Consider the following 17,828-nt stretch of genomic DNA (forward strand, 5'->3'; position numbering starts at 1 on the left):
GTCAGATCACCTCACTTTCCAGAATAAACATCTCTTCCTGCACACTCGCCACCCGGCACGAGAACATGCACTGCTCCCGATTCCAATTGAACGTGAACTGGTCTACCGAATCCGTGCGTGGATCAGCCAGCAGCGTCTCCGTCACCATCCGGGTAATCTCACTTTCCATCACACCCCGACTGTCGCCCTGCCCCACCAGATCCTCCAGCTCCGAACCATAGTCCCGGGAATAGATCACATGTCTGTACCTTGGCGTTTTCACGGCCTTGATGCACCACTGCACCCAAGCTTCATGCCCACTCGCCGCAGCTACTTTGCCACTTGGGGTCAGCACAAAATCCCCTGCATCGTAATCAAATCGCCAGCTTCGTCCAAAGGGTACCTCTTCCGAATCCGCCCCCGACAGATCCTCCTCATCTCCCCAGACCACACCCGTTTCCGGGAACAAACTAGGCATACGCACTCACCACCTTACACAGCACCACAATGTCGTTACCGCCATTCACCCGCATCGCCAGTACGCGATCTCCCGCTTTTAATCCCTTACCAAGAGACCACACCGCTTCTTCCACTTCCTCTTCTTGCAAAAGAAACCGTCCCGTGCCCGTCGTTCCTCCGTTTGCCACGTCAGATATACCCGAGATCGCGCCAGTAGCCTCGCGCTCCGGCAGTCCAAGCGTGCCCGGCAACTCGGCCACGAGATAATCCTGCACTTCGTGCTTGAAATCATCCAGCTTCACGCCGGATGAGGTCATCGTACCCAGTACCGCTCCCAGACCGCTCACGGCCTGACGGGAATGTGTACTCATCGCGCCCCGCATGACGTCGGCAAAATGCCCATACGGATCATCTTTATTCAAGGTAATACCTCCTTTTCACCATCTCAGCTGTACCCAGTTCCAACGTCATCGTTCCAGGCCCGGCAGACAAATCACGGCTGACCGACATGACGATTAGCTTCAGTCCTTTCAACAACACTGCGTCCCCGGCGCGAATCGTATTGATATCCGGTGCCGATATCGTAAAGGTCTCCTGAATACCCGTCAGATGACTTTTCGCCAGTTTTTTCGCGGCGGTTGTGGATTTCACCTGATCGTCCTCTACCAGCTTTTGTAATGTGCCCAGTTCTTCCACACGATCCTGCTCAATCGCAAGCACTTTGGATGGGACTTCCTTGCCACTCGTAGACTCCGACGCTGCCAGCACTTTCACCTTGGTGACCGCCCCTTCGAGCGTGCGCATCTGGGTCAGATCAATCAGTCGATCCAGTTCATGCACCTTCGCGTTACTGCCCACCTGAAAGAGCTGCAACCCGCCGGGTGTCATCCGTGGATGATACATCTCCCCACCAGACTTGGCCGTTTCTTTCAGATCGGCAAACATCATCGAAAAGATCGTCTGTGAACGATACACGGCTTTGCCCAGCTTGGTCTTGGTATCCGGCAGTGTAGCGTATGGAATCTTCCACTCTTTGGCGTAGGTTTTAAGTCGCTGCGTAGCCGTCTGATCCTTCGGCAATAGGAACTCGTCCTCTGATTTTTCCAGATAGATCATCCGGTCGTACACCGTGAGAGACAGCCGCTTGGTGCCGCTGTTCGAGCTTTCCACCTCCCAGATGACCGCAGGATGCAGCAAGTGAACCATTGATTTTTCGCCAAAAGGAACCCCGCTAATCCGCACCGCCATGCCCGGTGAGATCGAAGGCAGACCCGAAGATGCAGACACCGCCAGCCGGATGTTGGCCTGATACGCAATCTGGTCCAGCGAGTCCTTCAGCGTAATTGTCTCCACCAGCTTGGTGACGTCATATTTGTCGTCAACAATGACCTTGTAGGTCATGGCATCACCAGCTTTTGCCCCGGCTTGATCCGGTTCGGATCAGTGCCGATGATCTTGTTATTGAGCTTGTAAATCTCGTTCCATTTGGAACTGCTGCCCAGCTCAAGCTTTGCTATTTTGGACAGGGAATCACCAGATTTGACGGTGTAGGTCTTGCTAGACTTTTTCAAATCGGTACGAGAACCTGACTTGCTACCTGATGCCGCAGAGCCCACCTTCTCCACCTTGGAATCCCGCCATGTGCGCAGGGTCAGGTCGAAATAAATATCCCCTGTCTCCCCCCCACGAAAGCTCGAATTCAGCGAAACAATAAAAACAGGCACGTTCACGCCCGTCCCTGAAATGATGAAACGCAGCGGCTTTTTGGAGATCAGAAACGTGTTCAGGACATTCATCGCCACACGCGGATCAGGCAGACCTTCTTTGTACATGCAGTAGAAGGCATCATACTCTTTGGGAAAAAAAGAAGAGAAGGTGATCTCCTTTACCTTCTCCCCCTGCGCAAAATCAAACTCGCCATGCTCCAGCATATTAATCGTTTCATACCCTTTGGACCTGGAGATACTCACCTCTTCCGGGTTCACCGGGAATTGAAATGGAGTGCCGCCATCCTTCAGCGTAAATGACATTTCGTTAGGCCCTACTTCATCTTTAAGTACAGACATACACGGCCTCCTTTCTGCTTAGGCCATAATCGTTTTGCGATTTTGCATCGCACGGCGGAACTCGTTAGAGATCCGTTGCCCCACCTGGTGAGAAACTGCGTCATAATCAATTGCGTTCTCACGAACCGTCACCTGTACCGTTCCCGGTGCAATATTTATCGCAATCTGATTGGTAGTTTCGGTTTTGAAATCCTTCAAGTATCCGGACAGACTGCTCATCTGGTCTTCAGATATCTGTACCGTCATCGTGGACGATTTTCCATTGGTCTGCGCACCGTTACCAAGCGCCATCGCTTGGCTCTGCATCATGCTTGTTCCCATGAATCCAGCAGATGTAGGCTGAGCGACTTTGCTGTTCATATAAGCCGTTGGGCCTGTCATGGTCAGTGCCGGTGGCATATAGGCAGGTGCCATCTGCGGGCCTGTTGCAACTGGAGACGGTGCAGCCACCGTTGCTGCCGAGACCGTCTTTTCTTCTTTTTTAGAACCAAATCCAAAGAAGCCGGATATGCCATCGGTGATTTTTTTTGTTTTCTCAGAGACATAATCCGCCGCACCGGACAAAGCATCCCCTACACCCTCGGTAGCACTAGACATAAAGTTTCCAATATCCTTCGCTTTGTCTCCGATCCAACCGCCTGCTGCACTTCCGGCCCAACCACCTACTGCACCACCAACCCATGTCCCGATACCAGGTAAAAGAACACTACCGATGGCGCTACCAATCGCAGTACCTGCCGTGCCGCCAATCATGGAACCCACCGCTCGACCGCGCTCTTCCGGGGGTGCTGTCGCTACGTTCGCCACATCAGCAAGCACGCTGATGGGTCCGAGCAACCTTTTAGCTCCTTTGGCAAAACCACTACTTAAATTATCCATCAATCCATTACCAGCCAGCATGTCGGTTAAAGATCCCAATGCACCATCCGCAAATCCTAATCTACCGCTTCCTCGTATTCTTCTACCGCCTCCCCTATTACGGTTGCGATCGGCCGGAGGAGTTGGAGTATCAGGTACAGGATTGGGTACTGGAGATGGGCCCCGATTCGAACGGTTACTAGACCTTCTACCGCTTCGATAATTTCGTCTTCCACGATCTGAACCACCACCATCCGCATTCGGAGAACGGACTCTGCGGTTTTTGCCCATCTTTCCACCTGTGCAACAGCAGCACTTGGATGCTGGACTTCTGGTTGGATCTGATGCAGGACTCTCTTCTTTTTTCTTTTTGAACAATTTAAAAATATCTCCTACATTAAAGGCTGCATCCTTCAAATCATTGAATGCTTGGACCACTGCAAGTACGTTTTCCCACCACTTTTTAGGTTCTTCTTCCTTCGTATTGTTAGTAATGTTTTTGTTGTTCTGGATAATGACAGCCATAGTTGGGCCAGTTGGCCCAACTTTGCCCATCGCCACTTCGATCTTCTGCCGAACCTCAAGCGATACTGTGCCCGAAGCCGTAACCATCTGGTCCCTGAAACTGTTCAGTTTCGCCAATGCGCGATCCAGTGCTGGACTGAGCTTATCAATCAACCCAATCGTCGGTGTAATACGCAGCCTGCTAATTCGCACAGCCATACTATATATACTTTCCAACCTGCGCCCGGTCGTTCTCAGTTCATTATTCACCTTAATCAGACTCTGATAACGAACTCTGCCCAGACGTTCCGTCGAGCGCTGGATCTGATCTAGGTATCGAAGGGTTGTCCGCATTTCGGCATTGGACTTGGATAGACCTACAATCATTTCTGCCATTTTTTCACCTCCTGCCTTATATGGTTATCGATTCATTTGTGAGGTGATCGCTGACATTTCTTCTTCAGAAAATGCAATCAACAGCGAACGCTCCCCGCGTGGCAAAGACCAGAATTCTCCGGGCCGGAGATGATGACGGACCCACATGTGATACAGGAACGTGGTCATCCCGCCGGAGTGAATCAGTTTTTTAGGTCTTCAATCTCCACACCGAAGCCGGACAGCTCCAGCACTTTATCGCCTACGGCATCCAATTCACCAGCGAGCAACATACGGCGAACCGCCTGTTCTCCACCAGACAGCTTCATGCGACCGGTAATGCGGGTGTCTCCCCAGCCCGAGAGTTCCAGGCTGCGAACTTTCAATTTCACCGTTGCTTCGGAAATAAGCAGCGCGTTAAACGTTTCGGTGTCCACCTTTTCCTCGGTGCGGCCTTTGGTCGTTTTTCGAATCGTGCAGCGCTCACGAATGTGATCCACTTTGGAGGACGTCAGTCCACGCAAGGTCAACAGCAGATCCAGACGCTGAATCCGCACATTCTCCTCTGGCAAACGTTCTGCTGCTTCAAACAACTGATCCAAAATCTGTTCTTCGGACATATTTTCATTCATACTCATCTGGCGTTATCTCCTTCTTGTTTCACGAATGGGTTCATCTATACCATCTTCCAAGCCTGTAGAGACAACAAAGAGACCGAGATCATCTCGGCCTGCAATGGTGCCCATATTATTAATGAAGTAACTATGCAATCACGCTGGAGCAAACTAACTCCAACACGTGACCACTTCCAACCTTTAGTTCGCCACAATTGGATTCAGCAACTCAAATCCTTCAAACGTAAAGCCCGTTTCCTCTGGTACTTCCTCACCCGCTGTCCAGTTTGCAAGCTGGATTTTGTCCACCATGCAACCTTTCAGCAAAACACTCTCATGTCCATATGATTCAGGGTCGTTCAGCTTAGAAATGATCTCGAATTTGGTGAAGCCGCGCTGGATCATATCGGATGTGACTTTGTAGCCCGTCATCGTGCCTGTTCCTTTTTTTGCGCCGTTCTTGTGCACTTTCCAGTCGTTACCGACCAGGTTCAGCTCCCGCTTTTCAATCTCCACACTCGCTTCCAGCTTGTTAATGTTCGTCTGCCACACACCATCGATATGCAGCTGACCATGGGTACCGAGAATTACTCTTGACGCATCCAACATATATTTTCCTCCTTGGGTTCGTTGAACTAATAAATATTTACACGGTATAACTCCGCGGGCAGAACAATCTTCCGATCGCTGTTATCCCCAGATTTTTTTGATTCCTTTTCATAAAGGGAAAATCCGTGGATAAAGGCGAGCGCTTTGCTTCTCCAGATTTTTTCTGCCCTCTCCGTTATCGTGTAAACCATCAGCTCAACGTGTAGTAATTATTCTAGAAAACGGTTCTTTCCTCTCACACAACCTTATTGCACGTAAAATGTACCGAACAACTGCTCCATCACATCCGTCAGCTTCACATTCCATTGCAGGAATACCTGATCTGCCTCCGGTTTGAGAACTGGTGCAGCACCATAATACGCCGGGTCAAGAATGACATCGTAACCGTCAGCTTCAATCACATTGCTCTGTGCGAGCAACGCCAAATAGGCCTTCATGGCACTAATCAGTGCCTGACGACCCTCTTCGGTATTGTTTACTTTACCGATATACGTATCTTCCGCGGAGCGTTGCAGATCCGTGTTGATGGCGTCCAACACACGAATGGATCGGATTTTTTTCCACGCATTATTCTGGCCAGCGGCTGGAGTTACGAGTGTGTTTACACCGCGAAGTGCTTTCACCTGACGTCCATCATGGAAGAAAATAAATACGCCGTTCTGTACCGCCTGCTCCTGTTCAGTACGCGTCCAGCGACGTGTCACATCATCGAACGGAGTAGCTGCATAGGTGGTGGACTGGTTCAGACGTTGTCCGGCGATCAGTCCTGCTACATAGGCGGATGTTTCCGCGGAGCTGTAGAATGCATTTCCAAGGCGTACCCCTGTACCGACATTAATCACACCTTCATGGTTGAGCCCAAGCGAACGTGCTGCTGCCTTTTGTGCTGCTGTAGCGGAGGTATCATCCGCTGCGGAACCGCCAAATACAGCCATCACCGGCTTGCCTTCACCACGCACACGTTTCACCCATGCCGCAAAGCTCGCAAGCAGAGGTGCATCAGCCGCCTGATCCAAAGCCAAGACGTCGAATTGCTCCCCTTCCAGCGCACCCTGCACAGCAATGTATTCCGCATTGGTTAGGTCATCATTGCCACTTACGCCGCCTTTGAATGCCGCACCCGCGACAGTCGCAACTACACCTGCACCATCACCAATCGCCTGCGCCGTCACCCAGACATTTCGTTCATCCGCGTTAATTTCTTTGGCCAGAGAAGCTGCTGAAATATCCGCAGTCAGGAGCGCATACAACATCCGGTTACCTTCAAAAAGGCGCACTTCATGTTTCGTATTATCAATCACACCTGGCTGGATGGTAACGTAGAATCCATTCGCACGATCCCCCGGATACTTCGCATCCAGTTGCAGCACATTGGCATCACTGCTGTCCTTCAAAGTAAGCGTAGCTGCTTTGGCCGCAGCACTTGCTACCCGATAAGCGAGCAACTTCTTCGGCCCACCCAACAGGGCAAGCTTCAAGGACGTATACGCCGTACCATTGTCCAGCACATTCGCCGCATAAATGCGTTCAATCGCCGCTTCGCTCCCTACTTCAACAAAAGTCCCCACAGGGCCCCAGTTGGCCTTAACCGGCACAACAACCGTTCCTCGCGTACCCGCTTGAATGGCCGAGGATGCTGCCGCCTGAAAATTCATATATAAGCCCGGAAGGACCGGACGATTCGTTTGTTCCCAAGTTCCACCTGCCATTATGCCTTCACCTTCGCTTTCATAAATTGGTTAATTCGTTCCTGCGTTTCTTCAATTGAAAACATCTCTTGCGCCGCTTCGTACAGCGCACCGTATAGCACCTCTGCCTTAACGGCAAAGAGGGCTTCTGCATGATTCATCAATTCGGCCCGTGTATACCGCGGGGCTGTCTGTTTACTTTTTTTCACTGAGCTTGCCATAGCCATCTCACCTCATTTGTTGGACTACTAATTTCGTGAACATTGATCTTAAGCGTAACCTATGAATTTTCGACCTTATGAACCTATGAATTTGAAGCTACAATGTTGAAGCTATATCAATCTACTCCAAGCTATAATCTGGAACCACTCTTAATAGTGCATGTTCAAAAAGATCGGTTTTCAGTACCGAGAAGATGGGATGATGTTAGAAATGGAGTAGCAGAGCGTAGGGAAAACTACGTGAGCAACTACATGTTTCCGAAGGAAACAATCATCGTAAGCATATGCTTTTTCGGCTGAATTCCATATTCGATGCTGATGATGCCGATAGGCATCCGTTGCAATCAAAAGCGGGCTTTTTGAACAACCTCTAATAGAAGGTTCCTCTCGACTAACGTTTACTCCATGCCTTTGGTATGGTGAATCTCACGAATGAAAGGTACATTCGTACCCGGACGACGAATCCGTTGTTGCAACGTCAGGCGAATCTGACCATTCAGGTACGCATCCGTCTGTAAATCTGCCGTGACTTCATCCACTGTGATATATCGCGTGTTACTTTGGTGCTCTGCGCTCTCCGTTTCATTGACAGCAAGGCGAGCTTGCACCGCAAGTTGTCGGACCAAGCGAGTAACCGTATTCCGTGTTAGCACCGAATGATCGGTGAGCACATGCCCAATCCACTGTTGTCGAACCTCCAATGCTGAAGTGCCCGCCACAGACGTGCTGCATCCGGCCAATCGCCATAACACAGACGGCATCTCATATCCTCCAGGCCAGGCATCCCCATATACCGACCAGTTCGAGCCAAGTTCTTGCTGTGTCCAGTCTTGAAGCGCAGCTAACCATCCATCTCCCGTTTCAGTGAGAGAAGGCCTCGAGTCTTCAGGAATATACACCCCAAACCGCAGACTGCGCGTAACCATGCCAGACCCGGCATCCACTCGATCACTATCTGAAGAACCCAGATAGATGCAGGTGAAAGCTCCACCTTCTTCGTCAATCAACCTTACCTGATGCAACCTTTTGATTAGTTCAGCGGACCAAGCTTCCACTTGTTCAGCGCCACCCTCTTCCGGGCGAGCGTAGGGTGAGATTTTGATGATCCTTCGATATCCCGCCCAGGCAGACTTCGGCACTTCTTCGGCAAACGCAACCACTGCACAAGGGCCCGCCAACACTACGCCTGACGCAAGTACATCCAGCACACGACCTTCCCAATCGGGAACAAGTACAGCAAGCTTCTGTTTTAGCGTTTTTTTAATGAGCGTACTCAATGTACTGGTGCTTATGGCAGTGCTAATCTCATTATTCATAGACACATTCATTTCGCCCCCTTTGGCTGCAAGTTTGAGATCTGCCCACACCGTGCAGCGACAATGCAGCAGCAGTAGACTCCCCCTTTGAACTTAGAGTCTGTATTGCTATCGAACCATTACCGGGACTACTTCACCGCATCAAAAAGACCGGCCATTTGGCCGGTCTGTACATTAGCGTATGTGCTTTCGGTGTGTCCCTGGCTATTGATTCGATAATACAATCTTACACCCTTTCATCCCTAGCGCGGATGGTGTTCCGTACGGCTTCGGTGCGATTAAGGGAGTTGTTCGGGTGGAAAAAAGACGATTCTGGAATCATCAGTTTAAAGAATAACCAGCCAAGTAATAATATCAATAAAATTGATAAATTTATCCAAATAAATTAATATCTAATTATCAAATTCGTTGTCGCTCACATATAAGAAGGAGGAATACCTATGAGTAAAAAACTCAAGATCGCTTCACTTGCTGTCTTCATATTTATACTCGGGATATCCTGCTGGGCCTACTTGGGACTATTTGGTAATCCGTTCAAGATAAATGATGCTGAACAACAGGTAACCACTTACCTGATTCAACAGAAAGGTTATTCACCCGAGCAGCTTATCGAAGTAAAAGGTACTTACTCCTCAAAAAGCTCTGAAGCACCTTACGGTGCCTCAGTAACATTCGCAGATGAACTCAAAGCGCAGTATCAATACATCATTTATAACGACGGAGAGATTAAGCAGTACAGTCATACCAGTGATCACCCTAAACACGAGGAGCCCATGGTGAGGTAACAGTTTAGTTCAGCGTAACTTTCGGGTTCAACGTAATCTCAAATGCACGGCCCCAGATGAAATCGGGATTCGCATATTCCAACAGTGCACTAGCATACGTGACATAGGACAATTCGTCATTACAGATCTGCTTAATCGCCACATTGCCTGTCTGGAAGGCTGTCTTATTTGCAAGTGCCGTGGTATACGTCTGCATCAGATCACGGAGCAATGTTTGCAAATGGGCATAGTCTTCCTCCGAATTGAACAGCAGCATATTTTGATCCGAAAGGGTAGCCACGTTGGTATACAGCGCATGGGCTCGGGAATATGTGCGGATCTCTGCAATCGCTACCGCTTTGTAGTAATAATCCTTCAGGAAACGTTTAAACAACAGTGAGCCATGTGCATTCATTGCATCACGCAACTTATGCTCATGCTTCTCTGTTGTGATCAACGCGTACCTCGACTGTCCCATGCCTACGGCAATACCGATCTTGTTGCCCGGTGTATTCCACGCACTGTAACCCAGCACCCGTCCGGTATATGGACTGCTCAGCAACGCTTCAGCCACATCGACATTGGCTGGTCCTTTCCCCACAAAATCAATCAATATCGTAGGCAGACCTTGCTCACTATTCAGCGTCAACTGCTCCAACGCAGCTTGCACCTGATCCAGAGCGGTAATCGCAATAATCTCGATGTCGATGCCTGTATTCTCTCCGGAATTTCCTGAGTGACCCTTCGTCATACGGTCCAGTTCGGAGGCCATGTCAAATGGAACAACTTGCTCGGCTGTTACAGCCACCAGCTGTTCATTTTCCACACTAGCCATCGGATTCGGCACCACCTCCGGTTCAGGATATGCCGAATCGGCCACAAGCACACCGCCCACAATATCCACGTGACGAACCACATTCTCGTGTACATCCATGTATTCATACGTGTTAATGATGGTATTTCCGTGAGGACCAAAATATTTTACTGCGTAACGTGTCTTTGCCCCGCCTCGGAATAGCTGGTTAGCCATACGAGCAACCAAAGCGTGTCCCAGACCATCCGCATCCGGCAGAATGATGGCCCGATCCGGATTTTGTCCATTGGTTCCACCCAGCCATTCATTGATCCGCGCTTCCACATAGTTGATTTCATTAATCTGAACACCCTGCGTGTTGGCATCGTCGACACCCACGGCGAGGAAATCGATATAACCTGTGCGAGCCAACTGATCCAGAATGTACAGATTTGTTTTGAATTTATGCTGTCTTGTATTGTAATACTGTTCTTTATCAAAATAGGTTGTTGTCCCATACTCCACTCCATCCGGAGACAGGTTATAACCTTCAATAATATCTTCAAACTCGGTGTATGTCTGACGTGGCTGCTGCATCAATGCACGGGACTCATTATATGCATCGAGTGCCAAACCATCTGCAAACGAGGTTGTAGCCAGACGCATGATGGTATCCATTACGAATACAGGTTTACGTGGATATTTCTGCTTGATTACGCGGATCACATCCAGCAAACGCGTGGTTTCCCCATCGTATTCTGGATAGGAACCTCCCCCGTCCTCACGAAGCTGACGACTGCCAATCAGACCGCCATAGGCGAGCATATCGGATGAGATAATGAATCCATCGACTTTGGCAGCATGTTTCAGAATAAAGTCATGAATATTGGACGGTTTGCCATACACCGGCGTGGAGGTGCCGAGCAGCGTTGTGCCATCTACGGTTTTCTCCGAGTCCAGACGATTCTTAAGATCATTCAGGTGCGGTGTAACGATATGGATACCGGCTGCTTTCCCTTGCACAATCACATCATCCAGATTCGCTGGACGATCGTCCAGTGGAACATACAATACTGTTTTCATATCACGTAGCCTCCTGTTATCTATTTAGTCTTATTACCCGATCAGGGCAAGGATGCAATCACCGAATTAAAAAACCGGCCCCATGGCCGGTCTGTACTTTAGCGTATGAGCTGTCAGTGTTGTCTGCCTTGCTGCTGATCCGATAATACCATCTTACCGCCTTTGCCCACTCGCGCTGATGGTAAACGGGATGAATTACGCCTGAATGTAGTCGTCTCTATGGCGGTTAAATGCTGATTTATCGTGAGAAACTCTATCGATAACCCAACCAAACCCATCCTGTTGATGTTTATATGACGTAGGCAGCTTTCAAATTCTACGAACAATAAAGGATGGATATGACCATGAAGAAAAGGTATTTCTTCTATCTTTGGATTGCTGTCACCAGTTATATGGCGGGCCCCGCTATGTATGCGTTGACGATGTACATCTTATATCAGGAAACAGATGTTGTAACAACATCTCTCATTGGATGGACCACGGCAACATTCTTATCTGTGGGTATCCTGTTTATCCTGATCATAGTCATCATGCTACGAGTGTTCAACATCTATTACTTCTGGCTGCAGACCCTGCTTTTCGAGCTGCTTTTCCTTGCGCTTGTCTATATGACCGCTGTTTTTCTTGGGGCTGGCAACACAGGTCTGCCCAAGTTATCCTTTCCATTTACACCCGATGGCGTTTCCTTATGGATGTTCTGGGGGAGTATTGCACTTATGAGTTCCTGGGGTATATGGGCAGCACGTCAGCCTATACGAAAATCGCCATACATGTTGGTGTCCCGAGTCATTCTGATCCTGTTTATCCTTGAAATTTGGCCCCGTTAAAAAGATACAGCCTGCCGATGATTCAGTAGAACAGAATAATGCCAAAAAGGATGTCCTCCGTCAAACTCCTGACATACGGACACCCCTTGTAAAATGTATGTTTTATCTCACGCGATGATATAACGAAAGTTCTCCCATGTTTCCGGTACAGGCTCCCCGTTCTTGGCATGATGATAGAAGCTAAACGGGAATTTGAACACATGACCTCCGTTCCAGTCACGCGAACGTCTGTCGGTGAGCCAGTATTCCAGTTCATGAGGAAGCGCGACCGATCGTTCCGCCCGTTCTAGTGGCAGCAGATCTACGGGTGATTGCAATGTCGGCATCGCCTGTTCAATATCCACATCTCGGCTTAAGCGTAGTGCCTTCACCATGGTAAGGAAAGGCGGGATGCCTTTATGGAATAATGCCGGATAACCCAGTTCATATAATATGTTAAGCGCATGTCCATAGGTCAACATATGACCAATCAGGTCATGATGCGCTTCCGCGTGATAGATGGTCTGAAACGCACCAAGTTCATCCAGAATCAGGCGTGACAATTGAACGGGATCTTCGATCTCCGGGAAACCATCGCTCTTTTCCGCCTTCAGACTGCGAATTTCTTTCACGGTTGTATTCATCCAGGATCTTCCCGGGATGGTTTGATCGAATGAATCGATCAGTTCAACCAGCCGACCAATCTCCTCCGCAGTGCCCCATCCATCCAGTTCGCGAATGGCTTTCAGACTGATTGCCCCGTAGATGGCCTGGTGTCCCACCCAGTGCAGCTCTCCAATGGTTCTATCCAATGCGTCCGTAATACGCGCTTCGGCATCTTCCCTGGGCATCATCTCACCTATTGGAGAGGTCTGATCAGGGCTGATTCCATGCTGACGAAGCATGGCTTTTGCTTCGGCGGTAACACTGCCGGCGGCAAGGGCAGTGAGACGATTTTCCCGTACCCAAAAATATGCCGCAATCGCACCCGCCCCATAATGGGCGTGCCATAGATCTCCTGTACGTTCCCGACTGGAAACGATAATCGATAGTCCCTCTTCCAACAAACGTCGATCCAAACTTGCCACCACCCTTCATCATCTGTATTACGAAGTAGCTTTCTTTCAGAAAGCTTTTAGCTTCGCTTTTTCAGATTTTTTTTCTGTCCTCTCTGTTATCGTGTAAATGTAGTTCAACTTATATATCCTGGTTAATAAATAAAGCGTTTACTTCTATAACATGATGGAATTGCTCCACATATGCCCGTTTTGCCCCGGAATGCAAAGTTTAGCCTATTCGAAGCTTGCCCACGCCATGGATGGATACTTCCAGCGGATAGATCTGTGCTTTTTGCGTAGAGAAAAACCACGTCCGCTCCTTCTTCACCACAATAAATAAACCATGTACATCTCCTACAGGAGCAAAGGTTTCACTAACCTCACCCCAGCGCGTGAGTCCCATCTGCTGAAGCTCATTCACCGTAGACAGAACATCATCCGACACCAGGCCAATCTCACACACCTGTACTATGTCACTAGTGGAGAAGTCATGCGCGCTCTCGTTCTGAATACGATGATGAGCAATCAGCTCAATAATATTGCCTGCCGGATCTTCAAAATAGAGAGAGTGGGAATCCCAATTGGAGGAGTACGTCTCATCCCGACCCTCATCCCTGCTTAAGGTTACACGCGATGTAGCCCAACGCTTGGCTTGCTTGAATTGATTCGTCGGAATCATCCAGGCCACATGATAGAAGGGCTCATGCTCCGTCTCACACTGTTTGAATATCATCCTAGTCGATCCAACCTGCAGGTGGAAGGCCTGATCCGTCGCGTAGGACACCTCCATGCCTAACGTACCACTATAAAAATGCTCGAGCTCCTCCAGCCGAGTTGTATATAACTGTAATTCTTCGATCATCATACGCCTCGCCCCCGCATCTCCTCCCACTGACTCCATGGCACCATGCCAAGTTCAGGCTTCGCTTCATCCGGGAGCATGGCGATGAATTCAAGCGAATGACCATCCGGATCAGTAAAATACACAGATACCGCAGGCATCCAGCTGAAGACGTACAGTTCACCGATATCATCATTCAGGAAGTTGTGTGTCTGGATCCCTTTGTTCTCCAAGTGAGCCACCGCATGTTTCATATCCTCGAGAGATACATGAAAAGCAAAGTGCTGACGCTGCACCTCGGAGGGTTCCTTTTGCCACAATCCCAGCATGGCATTGCCTTTTCCGCCTATCCAGTAGAAAGAGTTTCCGCGTTCTTTCTGCCCATAGGCATGGGGTAAACCCAAGATCGTTTCATAGAAATGATGGGATCTCTCCAGATCCGTCACGTTTAGATGTGTTTCAAATATGCCTTTAATCATCATGCTCAACCTCTTTCTTTTCCCTTTCTTTTTCTTAACTCGTGGATGCATTCCGCGCATTCGTTAACGTCTGGGCCAGATTCAAAAACGATCCAATAACCCTCTGCACCCGGTCCTCTATATCTTGACTGCCTTCGTATTCTTCATATCCGTCAAATGTCGCTTCGAATCGTCTTCGCTGTGCACCACCAATGGAGATCCATTCTTGGGCGTTAATACCATGCAGATTACGAACAATCGCTTGCAGTTGTAAAAGGGAACTCACCCCCACTGCTCCACCAGAGGAGCTAATGGACAAGACAGGCTTGCCGCTGAAATGAGCCTGACTCAGGTGATCCAGTGCATTTTTGAGCACACCACTTATACTGCCATGATACTCTGGTGTAGACAGGATGATCGCATCTGCCGCGAGCATTCGCGTGTTCAGGTCTGCCAGATGTTCGTGATCCGCCTGCTTATCATCAGGTGCGTAGAATGGGAGTGGTGACGTATACAGATCAAACAGGCTCGCCTGATGTCCCTGACCCCGAATAATCTCCACCGCATACTCTCCCAATCGTGTACTGGTTGCATTATTTCGATTGCTGCCTGCCAAAATAACAATATTCATTCATATCACTCTCCTTGGTTTTTTTATTGATTCAAATGCTAACGTTCCTTCAACCGATCCGTCTTTGGCTATCTTTATCTTACCTTTTTTTCGCATTCAATTCGTCAGCAGATAGACTTAACTTGAAATACCAAAAAAACTCAACCTTTAGGTTGAGTTTATACGACTTAAGTATGAAGATATGTCGGAAATGGTCAGACAACCCAGCCGTTTCTTACGGCGTGAAGAGCCGCTTGCGTCCGATCCGCCAGACCCAGTTTGTCGAGCAGATGACTAACATGGGTTTTGACCGTTTTTTCGGTAATGACCAATTGAACCGCAATTTCCTTGTTGCTAAGCCCTTGAGCAATCAGTCCCAAGACCTCTTGTTCACGGCGAGTGAGCATATCCGGACCACCAGGAGATGTCTCCGTTGGTTTCTCCACCTGCTTCAGCTCTTGAAGTTGACTGTCTGCTGACTGATCTGCCGGGATATGCTTTGATAACTGTTCGCTCATCGACCAATCGGATGAAGCCATCACATGCATCAATTGACCTGCGGCGGCAGGATGTAATTCCACCTGACCCGCATGCACATTACGAATGGCCACAGCCAGGTCCTCTGGTTCAATATCCTTGAGTAGATATCCTTTCACCCCTGCGCGCACAGCAGGAACGACATGATCCTGATCCGAAAAAGATGTGAGTACAATGATTCGCGTTGCTGGCATTAATGTGCGCAGCCGTCTGGCTGTTTCGATTCCGTCCATGACCGGCATATGCAGATCCATTAATACCACGTCGGGCTTTAATGCTTGCACTTGCGCCAGTGCTTCCTGCCCGTTCGATGCTTCACCAACAACCTCCATGTCTTGCTGTGTGGTCAAAAAAACATGCAGTCCTCGCCTCACCATCGCATGATCATCTGCGAGCAAAATCGTAATCGGCATCTCTTCTTCCCCCTGACTTTATACAGATTCGAACGGAAGTGGAATGACTGCCGTTACTGTTGTTCCCTTGCGGGAAGAACTAACTATTTCTAACCTGCCCCCAAGCGATTCAGCCCGTTCCTTCATAATGGACAGGCCAAGTGAATTTCCAGACGATGCTTTTGGCCTTTGCGCCCCGCCTATTCCCTGATCTGTAACGTTGAACACCACTTCATGATCACTTAACTTGAGGGTGACCTCAGCAGAAGGAACATCCGCGTGTTTCCGTATATTATTCAGCGCTTCCTGTCCGATTCGCCACAATGCTTCTTCTATATTACGCGGTATAGACCGCATTCCATTTCGAGCCACCACGACTTGTAGACCCTGGCTAGTACCATATTCCTGTAGCGCATGGAGCAGCCCTGCTTCCAGTCCCGCGGGACGTAGCTGCATAATCAATGCGCGCATTTCCTTAAGAGCTTCCTGAGACAAAGCCCGAATATCCTTCATCGCTTCCGCTGCCGGGTGCAACTGTTCAGATACGGACAACATACTTTCCGCACCTTTAGCAGTTAACGATAGTGAAAATAGAATCTGATTAACCGAATCATGAAGATCGCGAGCCAACCGGTTTCTCTCTTCCAGTCGTGCCAGTTCGCGGCGATTCTCCACCAGCTTCAGACTCTCCCATGAGGCCGCAATATGCTCGGCCAAAGCCTCCAGTACTTCACGATCTGCCTGCGCAGGACCTGCTGTTCCTATTCCGATTACCAGAATTCCCGTTTCCCCTGGTGTATGGTACGGAAGGGGAGCAGCAATTCCCGAGGCAATGGAATGCATAGTCTGGTCAGGCTCACACAGAGTAAGGATCTCAGCCATCTCTATTGTAGACAGAGATGTGGCACGGTGACTATGGATTACTCGGTTCATGTGGTTTGCCGCTTCTGAAGATACCAGAACACTTGATAATGCTAGAACCTTATCATCTGCATAGGCTGCCTGCAAAACGAACATTCCGTTTTTTTGTTGAATGATTGCGGCAAAAGGCCAGTCATAATGCTGCCCAAGCAGCTGTACAACTTTTACAGAAAAAGCATCAGCATTGCTGCATTCGTTCACCGCAAGACCCAAGGCCGCACTGAACTCCCCCAGCTTGGCATACAGATCAGCTCGTTGCTGCTCCGCACGATACAATCTCATCCGCTCCATCGCACTACCAATCTGGTACGCCACGCCCTGTAACAGTGCCAGTTCACTGTCGCTGAAATGTTCCTTGGCTGGCGCAGCCACGTTGAGCAAGCCCAACATCTTATCACCTGACCGCAGCGGAACGGTCGCATGGTGGGTAATATCATGGGTATCTCCCCATTGGAATTCCACGGCATCCTCCAACCGTTTACAGTTAATGATGTTGACCGCATGATTCAGACGACCGTCCTTGAAGCGGTTCACACACCAGCAGGTACCCGTTCGCATGGGCTCTTTATCTTTACGCAGTAATGCCGGGGGCAGATTGTAATCCGAAACACAGGCATAGTCTCCACGTTCATTAATCAGAAACATCCAGCCTGCTGTTAATCCGGTCAACTCCAGTAATTTGCCGACCACGGTATCCAGCATGAAGTTCAGATCATTGGATGTATTGAGCGTTTCTGCGATTGTCTTCAACGTGACCATTTCCTGCATTCCGACTTCTTCCGACATGGCAGATTTCTCTCCTTTGGGTAGGGCGAGTCTGGAAACTCCGAAGGAAGCAGATTTTGCCGAATTTTCGTTCCAAGCAAGGAAATTTTT

The 17,828-nt window shown here is 49.2% G+C and carries 19 protein-coding genes; 2 read left to right on the forward strand and 17 right to left on the reverse strand.

Annotation, left to right across the window (positions count from 1 at the left end; genetic code table 11):
- Position 1: 1 nt before the first annotated feature.
- The 10 genes from AB4111_RS10225 to AB4111_RS10270 all read right to left on the reverse strand — a co-directional run bounded on the left by AB4111_RS10225 (position 2) and on the right by AB4111_RS10270 (position 8,695).
- On the reverse strand, positions 2-457 hold the full coding sequence (locus AB4111_RS10225; protein ID WP_442031419.1) for a DUF2634 domain-containing protein: 456 nt from the start codon (positions 455-457) through the stop codon (positions 2-4).
- Positions 450-860 carry a hypothetical protein gene (locus AB4111_RS10230; RefSeq protein ID WP_442031420.1) on the reverse strand — a complete coding sequence of 137 codons (411 nt, stop codon included), beginning with the start codon at positions 858-860 and terminating at the stop codon, positions 450-452. Before AB4111_RS10230 ends, AB4111_RS10225 begins: the two co-directional genes overlap by 8 nt.
- Entirely contained in the window at positions 853-1,839 is a 987-nt protein-coding gene (locus AB4111_RS10235) for an XkdQ/YqbQ family protein (RefSeq protein WP_442031421.1), read from the reverse strand. The genes AB4111_RS10230 and AB4111_RS10235 overlap by 8 nt, the downstream gene beginning before the upstream one ends.
- Positions 1,836-2,468 (reverse strand): LysM peptidoglycan-binding domain-containing protein, encoded by a 633-nt coding sequence (locus tag AB4111_RS10240; RefSeq protein WP_442031619.1) that lies wholly within the window; start codon positions 2,466-2,468, stop codon positions 1,836-1,838. Before AB4111_RS10240 ends, AB4111_RS10235 begins: the two co-directional genes overlap by 4 nt.
- 54 nt (positions 2,469-2,522) lie before the next feature.
- Positions 2,523-4,262, reverse strand: a complete 1,740-nt coding sequence (locus AB4111_RS10245; RefSeq protein WP_442031422.1) for a hypothetical protein — start codon at positions 4,260-4,262, stop codon at positions 2,523-2,525.
- Between the two features lie 182 nt (positions 4,263-4,444).
- A complete protein-coding gene (locus tag AB4111_RS10250) occupies positions 4,445-4,879 on the reverse strand; it encodes a phage tail assembly chaperone (RefSeq protein WP_017690174.1) in 435 nt (144 codons plus the stop codon).
- 177 nt (positions 4,880-5,056) lie between these two features.
- The gene (locus AB4111_RS10255) at positions 5,057-5,464 is read right to left on the reverse strand and encodes a phage tail tube protein (RefSeq protein ID WP_124117078.1); all 408 of its coding nucleotides are present in this window, start codon (positions 5,462-5,464) and stop codon (positions 5,057-5,059) included.
- Positions 5,465-5,709: 245 nt separating this feature from the next.
- Positions 5,710-7,173, reverse strand: a complete 1,464-nt coding sequence (locus AB4111_RS10260; RefSeq protein WP_442031423.1) for a phage tail sheath subtilisin-like domain-containing protein — start codon at positions 7,171-7,173, stop codon at positions 5,710-5,712.
- Positions 7,173-7,373 (reverse strand): hypothetical protein, encoded by a 201-nt coding sequence (locus tag AB4111_RS10265; RefSeq protein WP_442031424.1) that lies wholly within the window; start codon positions 7,371-7,373, stop codon positions 7,173-7,175. The genes AB4111_RS10260 and AB4111_RS10265 overlap by 1 nt, the downstream gene beginning before the upstream one ends.
- A gap of 398 nt (positions 7,374-7,771) precedes the next feature.
- Positions 7,772-8,695 carry a hypothetical protein gene (locus AB4111_RS10270; RefSeq protein ID WP_442031425.1) on the reverse strand — a complete coding sequence of 308 codons (924 nt, stop codon included), beginning with the start codon at positions 8,693-8,695 and terminating at the stop codon, positions 7,772-7,774.
- A 434-nt stretch (positions 8,696-9,129) separates the two neighbouring features.
- Between AB4111_RS10270 and AB4111_RS10275 the strand changes: the two genes are divergently transcribed.
- Positions 9,130-9,474 (forward strand): DUF3139 domain-containing protein, encoded by a 345-nt coding sequence (locus AB4111_RS10275; protein ID WP_442031426.1) that lies wholly within the window; start codon positions 9,130-9,132, stop codon positions 9,472-9,474.
- A 4-nt stretch (positions 9,475-9,478) separates the two neighbouring features.
- Here AB4111_RS10275 and AB4111_RS10280 read toward each other — a convergent pair whose 3' ends face one another.
- Positions 9,479-11,329, reverse strand: coding sequence for a DUF4127 family protein (locus tag AB4111_RS10280; protein ID WP_442031427.1), 1,851 nt, complete (start codon positions 11,327-11,329; stop codon positions 9,479-9,481).
- 344 nt (positions 11,330-11,673) lie between these two features.
- Between AB4111_RS10280 and AB4111_RS10285 the strand changes: the two genes are divergently transcribed.
- On the forward strand, positions 11,674-12,156 hold the full coding sequence (locus tag AB4111_RS10285) for a hypothetical protein (protein WP_442031428.1): 483 nt from the start codon (positions 11,674-11,676) through the stop codon (positions 12,154-12,156).
- 107 nt (positions 12,157-12,263) lie between these two features.
- On the opposite strand, the gene AB4111_RS10290 is transcribed toward AB4111_RS10285, so the two are convergent.
- The 6 genes from AB4111_RS10290 to AB4111_RS10315 form a co-directional block, all read right to left on the reverse strand.
- Positions 12,264-13,223 carry a hypothetical protein gene (locus AB4111_RS10290; protein ID WP_442031429.1) on the reverse strand — a complete coding sequence of 320 codons (960 nt, stop codon included), beginning with the start codon at positions 13,221-13,223 and terminating at the stop codon, positions 12,264-12,266.
- Between the two features lie 199 nt (positions 13,224-13,422).
- Positions 13,423-14,058, reverse strand: coding sequence for a VOC family protein (locus tag AB4111_RS10295; RefSeq protein ID WP_442031430.1), 636 nt, complete (start codon positions 14,056-14,058; stop codon positions 13,423-13,425).
- Positions 14,055-14,516: a VOC family protein gene (locus tag AB4111_RS10300; RefSeq protein ID WP_442031431.1), complete on the reverse strand. Its 462-nt coding sequence runs from the start codon at positions 14,514-14,516 to the stop codon at positions 14,055-14,057. Before AB4111_RS10300 ends, AB4111_RS10295 begins: the two co-directional genes overlap by 4 nt.
- A gap of 31 nt (positions 14,517-14,547) precedes the next feature.
- Positions 14,548-15,123: an NADPH-dependent FMN reductase gene (locus AB4111_RS10305; RefSeq protein WP_442031432.1), complete on the reverse strand. Its 576-nt coding sequence runs from the start codon at positions 15,121-15,123 to the stop codon at positions 14,548-14,550.
- 194 nt (positions 15,124-15,317) lie between these two features.
- Positions 15,318-16,052, reverse strand: a complete 735-nt coding sequence (locus tag AB4111_RS10310) for a response regulator (protein ID WP_442031433.1) — start codon at positions 16,050-16,052, stop codon at positions 15,318-15,320.
- A gap of 18 nt (positions 16,053-16,070) precedes the next feature.
- Positions 16,071-17,738 carry a GAF domain-containing sensor histidine kinase gene (locus AB4111_RS10315; protein ID WP_442031434.1) on the reverse strand — a complete coding sequence of 556 codons (1,668 nt, stop codon included), beginning with the start codon at positions 17,736-17,738 and terminating at the stop codon, positions 16,071-16,073.
- Positions 17,739-17,828: the final 90 nt, after the last annotated feature.

The organism is Paenibacillus sp. 2KB_22, from assembly GCF_052115745.1.
Lineage (GTDB): Bacteria > Bacillota > Bacilli > Paenibacillales > Paenibacillaceae > Paenibacillus.

What these genes read in the sequence shown, in the direction of transcription:
- AB4111_RS10305 (WP_442031432.1), bottom strand. Translation starts at nt 15,123, where the DNA reads ATGAATATTGTTATTTTGGCAGGCAGCAATCGAAATAATGCAACCAGT.
- AB4111_RS10315 (WP_442031434.1), bottom strand. Translation starts at nt 17,738, where the DNA reads ATGTCGGAAGAAGTCGGAATGCAGGAAATGGTCACGTTGAAGACAATC.
- AB4111_RS10280 (WP_442031427.1), bottom strand. Translation starts at nt 11,329, where the DNA reads ATGAAAACAGTATTGTATGTTCCACTGGACGATCGTCCAGCGAATCTG.
- AB4111_RS10265 (WP_442031424.1), bottom strand. Translation starts at nt 7,373, where the DNA reads ATGGCAAGCTCAGTGAAAAAAAGTAAACAGACAGCCCCGCGGTATACA.
- AB4111_RS10240 (WP_442031619.1), bottom strand. Translation starts at nt 2,468, where the DNA reads ATGTCATTTACGCTGAAGGATGGCGGCACTCCATTTCAATTCCCGGTG.
- AB4111_RS10300 (WP_442031431.1), bottom strand. Translation starts at nt 14,516, where the DNA reads ATGATGATTAAAGGCATATTTGAAACACATCTAAACGTGACGGATCTG.
- AB4111_RS10285 (WP_442031428.1), top strand. Translation starts at nt 11,674, where the DNA reads ATGAAGAAAAGGTATTTCTTCTATCTTTGGATTGCTGTCACCAGTTAT.
- AB4111_RS10275 (WP_442031426.1), top strand. Translation starts at nt 9,130, where the DNA reads ATGAGTAAAAAACTCAAGATCGCTTCACTTGCTGTCTTCATATTTATA.
- AB4111_RS10235 (WP_442031421.1), bottom strand. Translation starts at nt 1,839, where the DNA reads ATGACCTACAAGGTCATTGTTGACGACAAATATGACGTCACCAAGCTG.
- AB4111_RS10260 (WP_442031423.1), bottom strand. Translation starts at nt 7,173, where the DNA reads ATGGCAGGTGGAACTTGGGAACAAACGAATCGTCCGGTCCTTCCGGGC.
- AB4111_RS10255 (WP_124117078.1), bottom strand. Translation starts at nt 5,464, where the DNA reads ATGTTGGATGCGTCAAGAGTAATTCTCGGTACCCATGGTCAGCTGCAT.
- AB4111_RS10225 (WP_442031419.1), bottom strand. Translation starts at nt 457, where the DNA reads ATGCCTAGTTTGTTCCCGGAAACGGGTGTGGTCTGGGGAGATGAGGAG.
- AB4111_RS10245 (WP_442031422.1), bottom strand. Translation starts at nt 4,262, where the DNA reads ATGGCAGAAATGATTGTAGGTCTATCCAAGTCCAATGCCGAAATGCGG.
- AB4111_RS10310 (WP_442031433.1), bottom strand. Translation starts at nt 16,052, where the DNA reads ATGCCGATTACGATTTTGCTCGCAGATGATCATGCGATGGTGAGGCGA.
- AB4111_RS10295 (WP_442031430.1), bottom strand. Translation starts at nt 14,058, where the DNA reads ATGATGATCGAAGAATTACAGTTATATACAACTCGGCTGGAGGAGCTC.
- AB4111_RS10250 (WP_017690174.1), bottom strand. Translation starts at nt 4,879, where the DNA reads ATGAGTATGAATGAAAATATGTCCGAAGAACAGATTTTGGATCAGTTG.